We start from the raw sequence: 17,224 nt of genomic DNA, 5'->3' as shown, positions 1-17,224 counted from the left end.
AATCTCCTCACGGGAGCTGTCACTCCCGACGTTCAAGAACACCCTCCCGGTTACCGGGAAGTAGGGATATGTAGCCAGCCTGGCGTGGTGGACCCCGAAAATAGTCGAGACCCACCAAACGGAAGCCCTCCGGACGCCGCCGGTAGGTCCGCGATCACGATCCGGCGTCGATCATCGGAACCGTTGATGGACACTGGTGGCGCACGCGCAGCCCCTGGAGGAACCGAATGGCCTTCACCCCGCAGACCTGGCCGGGCCGGGTCATCCCGGCCGACCGGGAACAGGTCGAGCTGGCCACCAGGAAGCTGTTCGGCGAGCTCTTCCCAGGTCACCCGGTGACCTCGGAGGCCGTCGCGATCCTCAACCGGTGGTTCGACGCGGGCTGGTGCGTGGACGCGATCAAGGTCGCGCTCGACAACCTCCCGGAGGGCCAGGAGGGCTTCCAGCCCCGGCGGGGCGACCGGGAGTCGCCGGAGGACTTCCTGGTCAGGCGGTTGCGGAAGTGGTTCCGCGATTCGGACGACGACTTCGAGCGCAACGCGCGGCTGGCTCCGCCCCGGGCCGGGCAGTCGCTGGACATGCACCTGCGGCTCAAGCGCCAGCAGCAGATCAACGACGGGTTGGTCTCCCGGCCCCGGAGGTTGTCCGCAGCCGGGCAGCAGGCCCGTGAGCAGGTGCGGGAGCGCGCGGGCAAGGGACGTCCGGACGCGATCGCCCGAGCGCGCGCCCGGGACGCGCGCGTGCAGCGGGCGATGGACGCGCTCGACGTCGACGTGCCGCCCGCTCACGCCGAGAACGGCCCGGGCGCTCCGGACGATCGACGCGGGTCGCAGATGGTGGCCGCGTACGCCGCGCGGGCCGCGACGGTCAAGAACGACCCGACCGTGCGACGCATCCTCGCCCGCCTCACCGAGGAGCGCCGGCGTCCGAACGCGCAGGAGACCACCATCCTCCGACGCGCCGTGCGGGGCGCCCAACAGCGCGCGAGCCTCGGCACCCTCGACGCCGCCACGGCGGATTCCACCAACGCGGTTCTCGGTGAGGACGCGCAGCGCATCCTCACCTACCTGGACCACGCCGTGAACTCCGGCCTGACCCTCGACCAGACCCTCGCCCTCATGCACACCCAGGTCGACGCCGTGACCTCGCGGGGTCAGGACTGATGTGGTTCGGACTGTTCCCACGTTCTTGATCCACTTGTCCAGTTGTCGCAGATCCGACCCGAAAGCCTTCAGACGCCTCTAGATTCCGAGGCGCTGCCAACTTTCGGGAGGACGCGTGAGGCACAACCGAATCAACCCGGTGATCAAGCTGCTCGTTTCCGCTTTCGCCGTGCTCGGCTTGCTCGGCGGCGGCAGTGCCGTGATCACCCCGACCGCCACGGCCGCGGTCGCGCAGGCCTGCGAGGTCAAGGGTTGCGACGAGGCTCGCAGCTCGAACGAGATCTGGGCGTCGCTGAACTACCCGCCGGAGCGCGGCTGGGTGGACTGGCCCGACGGGCAGTGCAACTTCGCCGGCGGCACCTACAACAACTACGAGGGCCAGCTCCCCGAGGGCCACAGCTACCTCGAATTCGACGTCACGCCGCGCGAGTGCGGCGCCCAGCGTCAGGCCTACCGCCTGGTGTTGGACACGACCACCAACGAGGTGTACTTCTCCCCCGACCACTACGGCACCTTCCACCTGCTCTGAGCGGCACACCGGATCAGCTCACGACGTGATCGGGGACCGGAAAACCCCGGTGATCAGGGTGGCTAGTACCCGCGTGTGAGGTCCATCGTTCCGATCAGGGGTTCTCCTCGGACGTACCGGCCGATGTTGTGCGCCAACCGTTCGTGGAATCCTCGGCGGAGGGTGACCGCCGGGTTGGCCACGTGCGGAGTGATGACGGCTCGCGGATGAGTCCACAGTGGATGACCGTCGGGCAGCGGCTCGGGGTCGGTCACGTCGAGGGCCGCGCCACCGATGGCTCCCTCGTCCAGCGCTTCCACCAGAGCCTCCGTGTCCACGACCGAACCTCGGGCGACGTTGACCAGCCACGCGCCCGGGCGCATGCGCTGAATCTGGTCGCGGCCCACGAGGTGCTGGGTGTCGCTGGTCGCGGGCGCGGCGACGACGACGTGGTCGGCCTGCGACCAGACCTCCGCCGCATCGTCGGCCGCCACGGTGCGGAGGGAGCCCGGAACGGTCCGTCCGCTGCGGTTGACGGCGATGACCTGGGCGCCGAGCGCTCGCAGGGACGGGAGGAGGGCGCGGCCGATGCCGCCGCAGCCGATGATGGCCACCGTCGCACCACCGAGCGTCCCCACGCTCGGCATCAGCTCGGCCTTGGACCACGTGGTGGCGCGGACGCACTCCGGCATCCGACGTATCCCGGTGAGCAGCAGCAACAGCGCGTGCTCGGCGACCGGTGCGGCGTAGGCACCGGTCGCCGAGGTCCAGGTGCGCGCGCCGTCGACGATCCCGGCCTGGAACCACTGCTCGACCCCGGCCGAGGGGAGCTGCACCCAGCGGATCGAATCCGGCAGCGCTGAAGGGAACTCGGCGGTGGCCGAGGTCGTCCAGGCCAGCGCCTCGGCCTGGTCGAGCCCCACCACTTCCGCGCCCGCCTCGCGGGCGACCTCGGCCACGCCACCATCGGGGTCCGGCAGGACGGCGATCTCGAGCTTGTTCATGCTTCCTCGCTCGGGTCAGAAACCGAGAACCTGGGCGAATCCCTGCACGGCGGCTGCGCAGACCAGCAGCGCGACGATGACCAGGACCAGGTTCTCCTTCCAGGTGTTGACGTGCTCGCCCATGATCCGGCGCTTGTTCAGCATCGCGATCAGGCCGACCACGATGATCAGCAGGAACGGGGAGGTCAGCACGTGCGAGATCACCACGAGCACGACGAATCCCGGTGCGGCGGGCAGGGACCAGACGATCGCGGCCAGACCCCAGACGACCATCACCTTGTAGAAGCCGTCCTCGCGCGGGTCGTCACCGACCCGCTCCCGGCGGCCCGGCCGAACCGTGTGCAGGGCTTCGACGCTCATCTTGCTCAGCGCGAACAGCGAGCCGGCCACCGTCGTCCACGCCGCGCCCAGCAAGCCCAGGTAGAACAGGTAGGTGCCGATCGGGCCGATCGCGGTGCCCAGCGCTCCGGCGATGTCGGAGGCCTCGTCGACTCCCTCACCGGTGCTCAGCACCTCCGCCCCCAGAGCCCAGACGCACACGCCGAGGAACAGCACCACGAACGAGCCGAACAGCAGGTCGTACTGCTGGACACGGCGGTAGGCCGGGGTCACCCAGCCCTTCTCCCGCAGGAACTGCGGGTAGAACAGGTTGGCCATCGAGCCGAGCGTGGCCAGGACCAGGCTCGACGCCACCAGCGAGGAGTCGAACAGGCCGCTCTGCGGTGGCAGCTCGAAGGCGAATCCGCGCACCAGTTCGGGCCAGTTGATGCCCACCATGACGACGCCGACGACGAACGCGCCCACCATCACCGCGAGCACGACCTTGAAGGTGTTCTCCAGGACTCCGTAAGCACCCCGGAAGGTCACCGCGAACACCGAGATCGCCCCGATCACCGACCACCAGAACGGCGGAAGCCCGCCGAACAGCCCGTGCAGCGCCACGCCCACACCGCTGAAGCTGAACGCCAGCAGCAGGTGCGTGTAGAGCACGAAGGAGATCAGCATCAGCCACCCGAAGACCGGGTGCGTGCGGGCGAAACCGCGCACGATGCTGGAGTCGTTCTGGACGTTGTAGAGCGGGTACTTCGCGAGGCTGTTGACGAACAGGAAGCGGAAGACCAGCGACAGCGGCAGCACCCACAGCAGCCCGTAGCCGTAGTTGCCGCCGGCCACCGAGTTGTCGATGAGGTCGCCGGTTCCGACCCAGCTGAGCGCGATGACGATGCCCGGCCCGAACGACCGCAGGTACCCCAGGAACGATGTCGGTGGCGGCGCGGCGGAGGTGGTGTTGAGCGACTTGGATTCGACCACGAGAGGCTCCTTTGCCCTTGCCAGCACCGGTTTCCGACGCGCCTCGTCAGGCGCGCACCGGAATCCGTCGGCTCGGAGGCCTCGACCGCACCCCCACCGGCTGGCGAATGTCGTAGTGCTCTGAATCACCCGGCATGATCGGGCTCGACGCTAGATCTCCGGACAATGCCCGTCCAACATCCGTTCGGTATTCACCGATACCCGGAGAGCATCGGACTCCTGCGGCGGAGCGACGCGGCAGTCCTTGATCGTTGGCCTCATGCCCGGCGAGTTCGAACCAGAACCGCGCTCTTCCCAGAAATCTCCGCAAACCCGGGGAAATCGGGAATCTTCGCAGCGCCCGGAATAATTCCGCTTCCGGGTACCTTATGGAGTCGTGCCCGCTCCATCTTCCGGTGTCGGGCTGCGCTCCGAGCGCGGCCCGATCCTGCTCGCGCTGATGTTGTCCACGGCCCTGGTGGCGCTGGACGCGACGATCATCGCCACCGCGTCGTCCACGATCGCCCGCGATCTCGGGAGTTTCGCTCAGGTCCCGTGGTTGTTCTCCGCCTACCTGCTCGCGCAGGCGGTGAGCACGCCGCTGTTCGGCAGGCTCGCCGACGTGCTCGGCCGCAAGCGCCTGATGCTCGCGGGAGTCGGGTTCTTCCTGGTCGGATCGGTGCTGTGCGGTGCGGCCTGGTCGATGCCCGCGCTGATCATCGGCCGGGTGCTGCAGGGACTGGGCGCGGGCGCGGTGATGCCGGTCTCGCTGACCATCGCCGCCGACATCTACACGCTCCAGGAGCGGGCGAAGACGCAGGGCTACCTGGCCTCGGTGTGGGCGATCTCGTCGGTCGTCGGCCCGACGCTGGGCGGCGTGTTCAGCGAATTCATCAGCTGGCGCTGGATCTTCTGGATCAACCTGCCGCTGTGCTTCGCGGCGGCGGCGATGCTGGTGCTCAAGTACCACGAGTCCGCGCGCGAAGGCGACCGCGAACCGATCGACTACCTCGGAGCCGCGCTGCTCACCGGCGGCAGCACGCTCGTGCTGCTCGGTCTGCTCGAAGGCGGCACCAGCTGGGCCTGGATGTCGGTGCCGTCGGTGCTGATCTTCGTGACGGCCGTGCTGCTGCTCGCGGCGTTCGCCGCGCACGCGCTGCGCTCCTCGCACCCGATCCTGAACCTGCGCTTGCTGCGCCGCCGCGTGGTGGGCGTCCCCACGGCCGTCTCGCTGCTGGTGGGCGTGATCGTGCTCGGCCTGTCCACCTACGTGCCGATCTACGCCCAAGGCGTGCTCGGGTTCGGCCCGCTGATCGCCGGCTTCGCCCTGGCCGCCATGACGGTCGGCTGGCCGCTGGCCGCCACCAACGCCGGGCGCGTCTACCTCAACCTCGGGTTCCGCTACACGTCGATGATCGGTTCCGCCTTCGTGGTCGTGGGCACCGGCCTGACGCTGCTGCTGGGCGAGAACTCGACCGTGATCATGATCGGGGCGTTCACGTTCGTGGTCGGCCTGGGCATGGGCCTGACCGCGGTGCCGACGCTCATCGCGTCGCAGTCCTCGGCCGCGTTCACCGAGCGCGGCGCCGTCACCGGCGTCAACATGTTCGCCCGCTCGCTGGGCTCGGCCGTGGGCGTGGCGGTCTGCGGAGCCATCGTCAACGCCCGCACCACCGTCGGCCCCGACGGCACCCCCGCAGGACCGGGCCTGATGGCCGCGGTGCACGTCGTCTTCGGCCTGCTGTTCCTCATCGCGGCAGCCCTCGCGGTCCTGTCCTACCTCATGCCCGCAGACCACCCCAAGCGCCAAGCCGCGCAGACCGAACAACCCGACGAAGCCCCCACCACGGTCTGACGCACGACCGAGTCCGCACGCTCCACCAGCCGCGTCAGGTGCAGCGCCGCACATGACTGGACCTCGACCGCGGTTGAGGTCCTAGGGTGAAGACCATGCCAACTGCTGAGACGGGAACGCGTTCGTCCATGAGCCGAGAGAGGTTCGGCCGCCAGGGATTCGGGGCGATGAGGTTGCGCGACGGGGTCGCCGACGGTGGCGACCGCGACCCGGTGGCCGTGGTCCACGCCGCCCTGGATGCGGGCATCACGATGGTGGACACCGCCGATGCCTACCAGAATGAGGAGCTGGTCGGCCGGACGATCCGAGGGCGCCGTGACGAGGTGCTGCTGGCCGCCAAGTTCGGGCTGGTGTGGCAAGGAGAGGTCGCCGGTGACTTCGACGTGCGGGCCGACCCGGAGTACGTGCGACAGGCATGCGAGTCGAGCCTGCGACGACTCGGTGTCGAGGTGATCGACCTCTACTACCTGCACCATCGCAGCGACACGGTCCCGATCGAGGAAACCGTCGGCGCCATGGCCGAACTGGTCGACCAGGGGAAGGTGCGCGCTCTCGGCCTGTCCAACGTCACGGCGGACGACCTGCGCCGCGCACACGCCGCACATCCGATCGCGGCGCTGCAGGAGCAGTGGTCGCTGGTGCAGCGTGACATCGAGCAGGAGCTGCTGCCCACCGCGGCCGAACTCGGAGTGGCGGTCGTGGCTCACTCCCCGAACGGCCATGGAGTTCTCCACCGGTCCCCGAGCACAGCCGACGAGCGGACGACGAACGACCTGAGCACCGCGCTCGGTGAGATCGCTCATGCGCACGAGACCACGCGGGGGCAGGTTGCGCTGGCCTGGGTGCACCACCGGCAGCAGGCGCACGGCGTAGCGGTCATCCCGATCCCCGGGACCACCAGCGTCCGCCACCTGCGCGACAACGTCGCCGCAGCCGACCTGGCCCTCTCCCACGACGAACTGCGACGCCTCGACATCCTCCGCGCCACATCCTGACCCCGCGCCCCGCACCCGAGGTCCCGGAAACATTCACCGGAACGACCGAGAACCATTGCCCGGTCAATTCCAGGAAGAACCGTCCCGGGACGTTGCCACCACGGTCTGACGCGTCAGAGCATCCCCACGACCGAGTCCAGGCGGTCTTCGGCCCTGGACGAGGGCATGGTCGCCGCATGGCGCTGCGCCCGCTCCACGACGTCGCGTGCGGCGTCCAGGTCACCGGTCCTCGCATGGGATTCGGCCAGCCACGTCAGGTACAGCGCCACTTCCCTGGCGTGGTCGGCCGGGTAGGTCGCGATGGCGTTGGCCAGAAGGGGCTCGGCGTCGCCGGGACGCCCCAGTTCGATCATGCACCGACCGGCCATGACGTCGATCTCCGCCTGGTTGAGCCAGTAGACCCACTCCGGCTCGGACCCGGTACCGCCTCGGCGGTCGTACGAGTCGTTCACGCCGTCCAACGCGCGCCAGGTGCCCTCGGCGTCTCCCGCCTTCACCGAGGCCCACGCCAGGCGCTCCAGCAGGAGCGCACGCACCACCGGCGACGCGCCGTCGGCCCCTCGAACCGCCGTCCGCGCCAAAAGGGCTGCGTCCCGCGGGTTCCCGACATTGGCGAGCTGATAGCTCAGACTGGACAGCAGCTGCGCCCCCAGCACGCGATCGCCCGCCGCCTCGGAAGCACCCACGCCCGACAGGTACAGCCGCTGCGCGTCGGCACAACGGCCCGCGTCGCTGGCGATCCACCCCGCGAGCTGCGCGAGTTCCCCGACCGCCGTGAACAGCCGCCGCCCCACCTGCTCCGCGAAGCTCGCCGAGCCCACCAGCGCCTCGACCTCACCGAGCTCCTTCAACACGGCAGGCAGGAGGTCCCTGCTGCTGACCACGTCATCGAGATGTCGCAGCTCGACGACTCGCTCGTCGAGCTCATCCACCAACGAACCCCCGACCCGCCGACCGGCACGGACGTGCGCGGCCATCGGCGACTCCGCCACGAGCCACTCGTGCGCAACCCGCACCGGATCACCGCAACCGGCCCGCAATGACACACCGAGCACCTGCTCGTAGGCGCTGATCACGTCCTGCGCCGCAGTCCGTTTCCCGGTTTCGACCATGCTCAGGTACGACTTCGCGAAATGCGTGCGCTGCGCCATCCGCGCCAGGCTCAGCCCCGCAGCTTCCCGCGCAGCCCGCAGGTCCGCACCCACCGTCATCAGCCCCACCTTCGCTGTGAACGCCTGTGAACACCCAAAGCCCAAGGATCACCACCCGTGATCACGAAACTACCCACAGGCAGTTCCCGCCGATCGTCGCATCGCCCGCGGGCACTTCCCCTCCCGACCGGCGGGAACTGCCGCACCAACAGCACACGGCACGAACGAGGAACTGATGACGACATCGCACACGTGGCTGCGCTACTTCTGGCGTCCGACCCCGGACGAATCCAGCGCATACGGCCTGGTCCGCCACGCGTTCTTCGGAATCGCCGCCGACACCGGCCCCTCCGCGCCCTCGGTCTGCGAACGAATCTTCGCGCTTGCCAAACCCTCCGAATTCGACTGGATCCACGCCCCCACCTGCCCGCAATGCAACGACACCCTCAAAGAGCTGAAAGATCCCTGACCCCGGCCAGGCCCGATGACAGCGCATCGCCTTCGCCCTGCTCGTCTCCCTCGCACAACATCGGTGGCAACGTCGGTGTTGCTATGGGCAGTTTTGGTCCGAACCGTCCGTGATCGTTGTCCCTTTTTTCCCGGTCAATTCCAGGAAGAACCGTCCCGGGATGCGGGCATCGCTGACGGTTGTCCGGAAGGTCACCTCGGCATTCGTGATCGACGGCCGATTCCGGACACGGGAAAATCGGTTGGTTGTTCGCGGCGGGCGCTGCGACTTTTTCGGCGGCCGTGTGAGAGTGCCCCGCGGCATGTTCGACGAGGCGCGAAAGGTCGTCGTCCCGCTGCACGTGCTGCTGCAGTGGGACGACGAGGGGAACGACCGGGAGCAGTCGCTGAAACTGTTCGACGCCTTCGGTTCCGAGGAGAAGTCGCTGCACGCCAACATGGGCGGGCACACCGGTGTCCCGCCGTGGGAGGGCGATTCCGCCACCCGGTTCTTCGCCCGGCATTTGCGGGGAACCGCCTGAGTCGGGCGAAAAATCAGTCGCTCCGAGGTCGGCCTGGCCGTACGGTCAGGGGATGAAGGTGCTGTCCGTCAACGTCGGCCGACCTCGGCCCAACCCGTGGAAGAAGGTCAGCACCACCGGCATCGACAAGCGGCCGGTCACCGGTCCGGTGGCTGTCCGCGCACCCGGCCCGAAGGGCACGGGTGCGGTCGGGCTCGCGGGCGATCGGGTGTACGACGTCAAGCACCACGGAGGCTCCGACCAGGCCGTTTACGCCTACGCACGGGAGGCCCTGGATGAGTGGCAGGTCGAGCTCGGCACTCCGCTTCCCCACGGCACTTTCGGCGAGAACCTGACCACCTGCGGTCTCGACGTGAACGGCGCCCTCATCGGTGAGCGCTGGCGCATCGGCCGAGAAGTCGTGCTGGAGGTGTCATCCCCTCGGATCCCCTGCGCGACCTTCCAGGGATGGATGGGGCGCAACGGCTGGATCGAGCGGTTCATGCGGGCGGCGAAGCCCGGGGCTTACCTGCGCGTGATCGAGCCGGGAAACGTCCGACCCGGCGACTCCGTGGAGATCGTCCACCGGCCGGACCACAGCGCTACCGTAGCCCTGGCGTTCCGCGCGATGACGCTCGAACCGGCTCTGTTGCAGTCCATTCCGCGTTCGGTCCGCGCCGCCCTCGACTGATCACCCAGCTAGGCCAGGCCGAGGTCCTTGACCGCCTGCCAGGCGAGTTGGGCTTGGCGCTGTTCGGTGTCCGCTCTGGCGGTGGCGTCGTAGCCGTCGTCACCCATGTGGCCGGCCTCGTAGCGGGCGCGGACCCCTGCGGTGATGCAGCAGGAGCGCCAGCGCTGGAAGGCGACGTAGAACGGCAGGTCGGAGAGGTCTCGGCCGGTCAGCTCGGCGTAGCGGGCGATGAGGTCGTCGCGGGTCGGGAAGCCGTCCTCGGCCGTGGGGCCGGGGGTGACGGCGGGGAGGTCGTCGCCGGGTTCCTCCCAGGTGGCGATGAGCCAGCCGAGGTCGGCCAGCGGTTCGCCCAGGGTGGCCAGTTCCCAGTCGAGGACCGCGAGGACCTCGCCGTCGAGGCCGTAGGAGAGGTTCCCGGGCCGGAAGTCGCCGTGCACGATGCCGGTGGTCTGCTCGGGCGCGTTCGCGACGAGCGCGTCGTGCACCTGGTCGAGCAGACCGAGGTCCGGGGCGCCCGAGGCGTGGACCTGCTTCTGCCAGCGTCGCAGCTGACGTTGCAGGTAGCCGTCGCGGCGGGCCACGTCGCCGAGCCCGACGGCGTCCGGTTCGAGGTTGTGCAGCGCGGCCATGCACTCCACGGTCGCCATCCCAGCCCGGTGCCGAGCCGGGAGCGGCATCGCGGCCACCGAGGAGCCGTCGGCGAGCACGGTGCCGTCGACGAAGTCCATCACGTAGAACGCGGCGCCGGTGACCTCGCCATCCTCGCAGTACGCGAACGGCGCCGGGACCGGGACACCGGTCCCGTGCAGCGCGGAGATGAACCGCCACTCGCGGCTCATGTCGTGGGCGGTGCTCAGCACTCCCCCGGTCGGCGGCCGGCGCAGGGCGCGCACCACGCCATCGGCGTCGGTGACCCGGTAGGTGAGGTTGGACCTCCCGCCCGAGACCAGCGAGAACTCCACCGGTCCGGGCACGCCGCGCTCGGCCAGCCAACCGGTGACCGCGTCGTGTTCGATGCCTGGCAGCTCCACCGCGCTCACCCCTGCTGGACGATCTGCTCTCGGAGTCGACGCTTGAGGACCTTGCCCGTCGGCGTGCGCGGCAGCGGGTCCTCGTGCACCACCACGTGCGCCGGCACCTTGAACCCCGCCAGGCGTTCTCGGACGTGCGCTCGCAGTTCCTCCGCATCCACGCCGGTTTTGAGGTTCACCACGGCCGCGACCTCCTCCCCCAGGGTGGCGTGCGGCAGCCCGATGACGGCGACGTCGGCGACCGCCGGGTGCTCGTACAACGCGGCTTCGACCTCGGCGCAGTAGACGTTCTCACCGCCCCGGATCACCACGTCCTTGAGCCTGTCCACGACGTACACCCAGCCGTCGTCGACGTAACCGAGGTCGCCGGTGTGGAACCAGCCGTCGGTGAAGGACTCCGCAGTGGCCTCGGGCAGGTTCCAGTAGCCGCGCACGACGCTGGGACCCCGGAACCACAGCTCGCCGATCTCGCCGTCCGCGAGGTCGTCGCCGGTCGCCGGGTCGACGACGCGGATCTCCGCTCCCGGCATGGGTTTTCCGACGCTGTCGGGGTGGTCCTGGTAGTCCTCGCCGGAGTTGCCGACGACCGTGGAGGTCGTCTCGGTCAGCCCGTACCCGCTGGACGCGCTGCTGCCGAGCCCGCCGATGCGCTGCACGAGGTCGGGCGGGATGGGGGCGCCGCCCATCGTGACGCCCTCCAGGCCGCGCACCGAATCGCTGTTCTCGACCAGGTCCCGCATCACCGTGGGAACACCGGCGGCGCTGGTCAGGTCGTTGTCGCGGATGAGCTTCTCGGCCTGCGCCCGGTCCCAGCGGTACATCGTCGCCAGCTTCGCTCCCGCGAGGGTCGCGAAGCACAGCACGGTGATGCCGGCGATGTGGAACATCGGGAACGTCAGCAGCGCCCCGGGCTGCGGATCGTTCGAGTCGGGTTCGGGGAAGGTGCCGCCGTTGACGATGGCGGAACCGACCTTGCGGGTGACGACCGTGTTGAGCAGGTTCGTGACGTGGTTGCGGTGCGTGGCGACCGCGCCCTTGGGGCGTCCCGTGGTGCCCGAGGTGTAGAGGATCGTGGAGTCGTCGTCGGGCTCGACGACGACAGCGGGCGGCTGCACGTCGTCCGGGAAGCCGGCGATCAGGTCCGCCCAGGGGCGCACGCCCGGCCCCGGTTCGCCGCCGCGCACCTCGACGACCGGGACCTCGCGGTCGAGCAGCGCCGTGCGCTCGGGGTCGGCGAACACGAGCTTCGCGCCGCTGTCGGTCATGCCGTAGCGCAGTTCGTCGCGCGACCACCAGGCGTTGAGCGGGACGGCGACGAGCCCCGCGACCTGGACGGCCCAGAAGATCGGCACCCACTCCGGGAAGTTGCGCATCGCGATGGCGACGCGATCTCCGCTGGTCAGCCCGTACTCCTCGCGCAGCGCTCGGGCGAGTCCCGCGACGAGCCGCTGGTGCTCGGTGAAGGTGCAGCGGTGGTCCTCGTAGATGAGGAAGTCGTTGTCGCCGTGGAAGGCGCTGAGCAGGGCGGCGTCGCGCAGGGTGCGCAACGGCTTGGCGTAGACGCGCATGGGTGTTCCGCGCACCACGGCGTCTGTCATCTCGAAATCGCCGCCGGGTCCGGTCAGTTCGTCCAGCAGGCGTTCGCGCAGCTCCTCAGGCACCGTGGCCTCCCCTGGTCGTTCCCTTGGCGTGCTTCGGATTGGCGACCGCGAGCCGGTCCCGGACTTCCGACCACAGCAGCGCGGCGACGTCTTCGTCCCACGGGTCGGCCTCGCCCGCCCGCAGCGCGGCTGCCAGCGCGGCGCGATCGGCGAATCCCAGCGCACCCAGCCGCTCGCGATGCCGCCGCCCCTGGTCGGCGCCGAACCGCAGCTCACGTTCCACAGTGGACAGAACGTTCACCGCCACCAACGACTGGAACCGCATCCTGCCGTCGAACGCGGTGAGCACCTCGTCGCGCAGGAAGTCCCGCGTCGCCGCGACGAGCTCGGCGGCGGTCGGCCGCCCGTGCAGGTCCGCGGAATCGGACTCCACCTGCGGTTCGACGGCTGATTTCGGGATTCCCAGCTCGGTGAGCAGGTCGTGCTCCTGCTCGCAGACCCTGCGGCCGATCGCGGCGAGTTCCACCGACGGGCGCGCGCCGCTGAGGTGCTGTTCGGCCTGGGACCGGCAGATCACGCCCCACCTGGCGGTGCCGTAGACCTCCCACCAGCGCACGACCTCCGGGTCCGGCCGCGTGTCCGCGATCTCGGCGTAGCCGTCGAGGAGATCGTCCGCGGTGCCGAAACCGCCCACCGGCAAGGGCGATCCGAAGCGCCACGCGTTGGTGCACAGCCAACCCAGGTCCTCCATCGGATCACCGACGTGCACGAGCTCCCAGTCCAGCACCGCGCGCAGTCCGGTCTCGTCGACGATGAGGTTGCCGTTGCGGAAATCCCCGTGCACCAGGGCCCTTCCCGATCCGACCGGCCGGTTCTCGCGCAGCCAGCGGAAGGCGACCTCCACGGCCGGGATCGGGTCGCCGAGGGCGTCGTGGTCGGCGACGAGCTGTTCCAGCGGGTCGGGCTCCGGGAAACCCTCCGGAACCGGGATCAGGTGGATGCGCGCGGCGGCCCTGCCGAGCTCGCGGGCCAGCCCGTCGCGCGCGGCGGCGTAGGCGTCCTCCCGCAGCAGGCGCCGGGGAATCGTCTCGCCGTCGACGTGCTCGGTGAGCACGTACGGCGAACCCAGAACCGACTCGTCAGCGCTGTGGTCGACCACGTGCGGCACCGGAACCCCGGCCTGTTCAGCGGCTTCGAGCGCCACCGCCTCCCGGGCCATGCCGTCGGGACGGACCAGGCCGGGCGGGTCCCGCCGCAGCACCAGGCGACCGCTGTCGAGCTCGACGAACCACGTCTCCCGGCTCGCGCCGCCGCTGGCCCGCTCCAACCGCATCACCCGCACCGGGTGCCCTCGGACCGCGCTCAGCCGCTGGGCCAGTCGCTCGCCGAGCTCCGCAGCGCTCATGCGCGCTTCCCCGGACCGGCGAAGCCGAACAGGTAGCCCGCGACCTTGCGCATCTGCACCTCTTCGGCGCCCTCGGTGATCCGGTAGCGGCGGTGGTGGCGGTAGATGTGCTCGAACGGTGCGTGCCGGGTGTAGCCGAGCCCGCCGTGCACCTGGATCGCGCGGTCCGCCGCATCGCACACCAGCCGGTTCGCCCGGTAGTTGCACATGGAGACCTTGTCGCTGATCTCGAAGTTCGGCCGCCGGTCCATCTCCCAGGCGGTCTTGCGCACCAGCCCGCGCACCATCTCGGCCTCGGTCTGCAACTCCACCAGCGGCCACTGGATGGCCTGCCTGCGGGCCAGCGGCTGACCGAAGGTGACGCGCTCGCGGGCGTGGGCGACGCTGCGGTCGATGCAGAACTGCGCGGCTCCGACACCCGAGGCGGCCTGGCGGATGCGGTTCTCGTGCACGAAGCACTGCGCCAGCTCCAGACCCCGGCCCTCCTCGCCGAACATCGCCGAAGCCGGCACCCGCACGTCGCGCAGCGACACCTCGGCGTGGTCGGTGGGCATGTTGAAGGTCCACCAGTGGAAGTCCACCGAGAACCCCGGCGTGCTGGTGGGCACGATGAACGCGGTGATGCCCCGGGCATCGCCCGGTTCACCGGAGGTGCGCGCGAAGATCACGTCGTGGGTAGCGGAGTGCATCCCGGAGTTGAAGCGCTTGCCGCCGTTGATGATCCAGTCGTCGCCGTCGCGGACCGCGGTGGTCTCCAGCCAGGTGGCGTCGCTGCCGTGGTCGGGTTCGGTGAGGCCGAAGCCGAGCCGGGCTTCACCGGTGAGCATCGGCTGCAGGAACTCCTGCCGCTGCGCATCGGTCCCGAACTCCAGCATCATGTGCACGACGGGGAAGTTGCCGACCACCGATGCCTCGTTCTGCAGATCGTTGTGCAGACCAAGACCTTTGGCCGCCAGGTGCTCGCGGATCACGGCCATCTCGAAGTTGCCGCCACCACCGCCACCGACTTCCTGCGGCAGCCCGTAGCGCAGCCAGCCGGCCGCGTCGGCGCGCCGGGACATCTCGCGCAGCAGCGCTTCCCACTCTGGGCGGGGCGTGCCACCTGCCTCGAAATCGGTGCGGGCGTACTCCCGCCGGTGGTCGAAGAAGCGCTCGTTGTCGTCCTGCTGCTGGAGCGGGACGATCTCGGACTCGATGAACTGGTCGAGCTCATCGAGCAGGGCGACGAGCTCACCGGGCATCGAGAAGTCCATGCAAGCCTCCTTAGCGCCCGTTCAGTGACCTTAAGCACACGTCCCGGCTGGCACAAGAGGGCGTCAGTCGACCAACCACTCGCCGGTGAACTCCGGCTCGGTCTTGTTCACGAAGGCCCGGAACGCCGCGGGTGCGTCGGCGGTCGCGAAGTTGACCGACTGTGCTCGCGCCTCGGATTCCAGCGCCTCGCGGAACGTCTGCTGACCTGCGGCGTTGAGCATGGCCTTGCTCTGCGAGATCGCCACCGGAGGCCCGCCCGCGAGCGTGTCGGCGAGCTCGTCGACGAAGCCGTCCAGCTCGTCGTCGTCCTTCACCCAGGTCACCAGACCGAGCTCGCGGGCCTCCTCGGCGCCGATGATCTCGCCGAGCAGCGCCAGCCGCTTGGCCTGCTGCAAGCCGACCAGGCGAGGCAGCAGCCAGGAGCCGCCGAAGTCCAGCGACAGGCCGCGCTTGGCGAAGATCTGCGAGTACCGGGCATCCGGGGCCGAGACCACCAGGTCGCAGCCCAGCGCCAGGTTCCAGCCCGCCCCCACCGCGACCCCGCGCACCTTGGCGATCACCGGCTTGGACAGCTCGTGCAGCGTCAGCGCCACGTCGTTGATCCGGTGCATGCGGTTCAGCGGGTGCCCGCCCCGGTCAGCGGAGAGGTCGGCTCCGGCGCAGAAGTCCCCACCGGCCCCGGTCAGCACCACTGCCCGCACGGCATCGTCCAGCTCCGCCTCGCGCAGCGCTTCGTGGAGCGCGTCCCAGGTCGGCGGGTCGATGGCGTTCTTGCGCTGCGGTCGGTTCAGCGTCAACGTCAGGACCGGCCCGCGCTGATCCGCCAGAACGGTGTCACTGTCCACTGTGCTCACACGCCCTCCGCCGAACTCCGATGCACTTATCGATCGCTAAGTTAACACCCGGAACACCAAAACGTAACCGCCCACAACCGCACGATTCGCGGATGGGCTGGGCCGTCGGAGGCTGTTCGGCGCTTTGGCGGTGCACCGATCCGAACGTGGCGTGACTAGCGGACGAGGCCTGTTCCGACGAGCGTGGTGGTGTCGAGCTCGGAAAGGCCCGCGTCGTCGAGACGGGCGAGGTAGCGGCCCCGGACGCGGGTGACCTCATCCGGATCGAGGTCGCCGAGGATGCCTCGGTAGCCGGAGCCGAGGACGAGCAGCCAGGCCACCTCGGGCGTCATCGGCAGCCCGCGCTCGTGGACGGCGATGTCCACTTCGGACAGGCCGAGGTCGTTCAGCCAGGTGGCGAACGTGTCCGGCTGGTTGATGCGGTCACCGGGACGCTTCGGTCGCTCGCCCGGCGGCTCGGCACCGGTCGCCTCCGCGACGGCGAGGGCGAGCTGCCTTCCCGCCGGGTCCATCGCCCCACGACGCCAGATCGTGAACGCGACCCGACCTCCCGGCCTGGCGGTGCCGATGAGGTGCCGGGCGCCGGCTTCCATGTCCGGGAAGAAGAAGATGCCCAGCACCGACTGGACGAGGTCGTACCCCGCGCCGCCCCAGCTGGTGACGTCGGCTTCGTGCGCGTGCAGCTGCGGCAGCCCGGCGGCCCGTTCGCGCAGCTCGGCGATCATCGGGCCGGAGACGTCGACCGCGTCGACGAGCCCTTCGGGGCCGACCCGCCGGGCCGACGGGATCGCGGAGGCACCCGTCCCGCAGCAGGCGTCGAGGACCCGCTCACCCGGCTGCGGATCGGCGACCGACACCGCGTCCGCACCCACCGGTTCCCAGAGGTGACGACCGAGAGCGGCGAAGTCCGCCGCAGCGGCGTCGAACGCGTCCCGCGTGCCGACCTCGCCCCCTCGTGCCATGGCCGCCCCTCCTTCAGCCCTGACGGGCCTTGTAGCGCGGGTTCTTCTTGTTGATCACGAAGGTCTTGCCGTGCCTGCGGATCACCTGAGCCCCGGGCTTCTGCTTCAACGACCTCAACGACTTGCGCACCTTCACCGTTCCACGACCTTCCTCTCGAGCAATGCACCTCCACCCTAACGAAAACGACAACCATTGTCATCAGCTTCGGACTTCAGTGGAACTCGGGCACCGGACTTCAGTGGAAATCGGGTCCCGGATTTCCACTGAAATCGGGTGCCGGATTGCCGTCGGTGGCCTCGGTGCGGGCGGTTTTGGTCCGAACCGTCCTGGCAAAACCGAGATTGATCACGGACGGTTCGGACCAACACTGCCTGCTGCGGGTCTCCGACGTGCCGCGGAGGTTTCAGAAGTACCAGGGGAAGGGGGACCAGTCGGGGTCCCGCTTCTGCAGGAACGCGTCCCTGCCCTCGACGGCCTCATCGGTCATGTAG

16 protein-coding genes and 1 pseudogene are annotated in these 17,224 nt (G+C 69.5%); 7 read left to right on the top strand and 10 right to left on the bottom strand.

Going from position 1 to position 17,224, the window contains the following annotated elements; genetic code table 11:
* Positions 1-227 precede the first annotated feature (227 nt).
* Both AB0J91_RS28340 and AB0J91_RS28335 read left to right on the top strand, forming a co-directional pair.
* Positions 228-1,163 (top strand): hypothetical protein, encoded by a 936-nt coding sequence (locus AB0J91_RS28340; RefSeq protein WP_363874776.1) that lies wholly within the window; start codon positions 228-230, stop codon positions 1,161-1,163.
* 115 nt (positions 1,164-1,278) lie between these two features.
* Positions 1,279-1,692 (top strand): ribonuclease domain-containing protein, encoded by a 414-nt coding sequence (locus AB0J91_RS28335; RefSeq protein ID WP_363874773.1) that lies wholly within the window; start codon positions 1,279-1,281, stop codon positions 1,690-1,692.
* A gap of 62 nt (positions 1,693-1,754) precedes the next feature.
* Here AB0J91_RS28335 and AB0J91_RS28330 read toward each other — a convergent pair whose 3' ends face one another.
* Entirely contained in the window at positions 1,755-2,675 is a 921-nt protein-coding gene (locus tag AB0J91_RS28330) for a D-isomer specific 2-hydroxyacid dehydrogenase family protein (RefSeq protein WP_363874770.1), read from the bottom strand.
* A gap of 15 nt (positions 2,676-2,690) precedes the next feature.
* The gene (locus tag AB0J91_RS28325; protein WP_363874767.1) at positions 2,691-3,986 is read right to left on the bottom strand and encodes an Nramp family divalent metal transporter; all 1,296 of its coding nucleotides are present in this window, start codon (positions 3,984-3,986) and stop codon (positions 2,691-2,693) included.
* Between the two features lie 376 nt (positions 3,987-4,362).
* Here AB0J91_RS28325 and AB0J91_RS28320 point away from each other — a divergent pair, with 376 nt between their 5' ends.
* The gene (locus AB0J91_RS28320) at positions 4,363-5,820 is read left to right on the top strand and encodes an MDR family MFS transporter (RefSeq protein WP_363874764.1); all 1,458 of its coding nucleotides are present in this window, start codon (positions 4,363-4,365) and stop codon (positions 5,818-5,820) included.
* Between the two features lie 167 nt (positions 5,821-5,987).
* The gene (locus AB0J91_RS28315; protein WP_363874761.1) at positions 5,988-6,815 is read left to right on the top strand and encodes an aldo/keto reductase; all 828 of its coding nucleotides are present in this window, start codon (positions 5,988-5,990) and stop codon (positions 6,813-6,815) included.
* A gap of 113 nt (positions 6,816-6,928) precedes the next feature.
* Here the strand turns inward: AB0J91_RS28315 and AB0J91_RS28310 are convergent, their stop codons facing one another.
* Positions 6,929-8,026 (bottom strand): helix-turn-helix transcriptional regulator, encoded by a 1,098-nt coding sequence (locus AB0J91_RS28310; protein ID WP_363874758.1) that lies wholly within the window; start codon positions 8,024-8,026, stop codon positions 6,929-6,931.
* A 175-nt stretch (positions 8,027-8,201) separates the two neighbouring features.
* Here AB0J91_RS28310 and AB0J91_RS28305 point away from each other — a divergent pair, with 175 nt between their 5' ends.
* From AB0J91_RS28305 to AB0J91_RS28295, 3 genes and pseudogenes are all read left to right on the top strand, one after another.
* A complete protein-coding gene (locus AB0J91_RS28305; RefSeq protein ID WP_363874755.1) occupies positions 8,202-8,435 on the top strand; it encodes a hypothetical protein in 234 nt (77 codons plus the stop codon).
* A gap of 289 nt (positions 8,436-8,724) precedes the next feature.
* Positions 8,725-8,955, top strand: a pseudogene (locus AB0J91_RS28300) (alpha/beta hydrolase); the annotation flags it as partial.
* 52 nt (positions 8,956-9,007) lie between these two features.
* Positions 9,008-9,625, top strand: coding sequence for an MOSC domain-containing protein (locus AB0J91_RS28295; RefSeq protein ID WP_363874752.1), 618 nt, complete (start codon positions 9,008-9,010; stop codon positions 9,623-9,625).
* A gap of 8 nt (positions 9,626-9,633) precedes the next feature.
* On the opposite strand, the gene AB0J91_RS28290 is transcribed toward AB0J91_RS28295, so the two are convergent.
* The 7 genes from AB0J91_RS28290 to ykgO form a co-directional block, all read right to left on the bottom strand.
* On the bottom strand, positions 9,634-10,656 hold the full coding sequence (locus AB0J91_RS28290) for a phosphotransferase family protein (RefSeq protein ID WP_363874750.1): 1,023 nt from the start codon (positions 10,654-10,656) through the stop codon (positions 9,634-9,636).
* A 5-nt stretch (positions 10,657-10,661) separates the two neighbouring features.
* On the bottom strand, positions 10,662-12,317 hold the full coding sequence (locus tag AB0J91_RS28285) for a class I adenylate-forming enzyme family protein (RefSeq protein WP_363874747.1): 1,656 nt from the start codon (positions 12,315-12,317) through the stop codon (positions 10,662-10,664).
* Positions 12,310-13,662: a phosphotransferase family protein gene (locus tag AB0J91_RS28280; protein WP_363874745.1), complete on the bottom strand. Its 1,353-nt coding sequence runs from the start codon at positions 13,660-13,662 to the stop codon at positions 12,310-12,312. Before AB0J91_RS28280 ends, AB0J91_RS28285 begins: the two co-directional genes overlap by 8 nt.
* The gene (locus AB0J91_RS28275) at positions 13,659-14,915 is read right to left on the bottom strand and encodes an acyl-CoA dehydrogenase family protein (RefSeq protein WP_363874742.1); all 1,257 of its coding nucleotides are present in this window, start codon (positions 14,913-14,915) and stop codon (positions 13,659-13,661) included. The genes AB0J91_RS28280 and AB0J91_RS28275 overlap by 4 nt, the downstream gene beginning before the upstream one ends.
* Positions 14,916-14,978: 63 nt before the next feature.
* Complete coding sequence (locus AB0J91_RS28270) at positions 14,979-15,770, bottom strand: enoyl-CoA hydratase (RefSeq protein WP_363874739.1); 792 nt, start codon at positions 15,768-15,770, stop codon at positions 14,979-14,981.
* 155 nt (positions 15,771-15,925) lie between these two features.
* Positions 15,926-16,732: a methyltransferase domain-containing protein gene (locus AB0J91_RS28265; protein WP_363874736.1), complete on the bottom strand. Its 807-nt coding sequence runs from the start codon at positions 16,730-16,732 to the stop codon at positions 15,926-15,928.
* Between the two features lie 13 nt (positions 16,733-16,745).
* Positions 16,746-16,868, bottom strand: a complete 123-nt coding sequence (ykgO, locus tag AB0J91_RS28260) for a type B 50S ribosomal protein L36 (RefSeq protein ID WP_093416249.1) — start codon at positions 16,866-16,868, stop codon at positions 16,746-16,748.
* Positions 16,869-17,224: the final 356 nt, after the last annotated feature.

The sequence above is a fragment of the Saccharopolyspora sp. NPDC049357 genome (genome assembly GCF_040677225.1).
Classification (GTDB): domain Bacteria; phylum Actinomycetota; class Actinomycetes; order Mycobacteriales; family Pseudonocardiaceae; genus Saccharopolyspora.
This window is presented reverse-complemented; position numbering and strand designations above follow the sequence as displayed.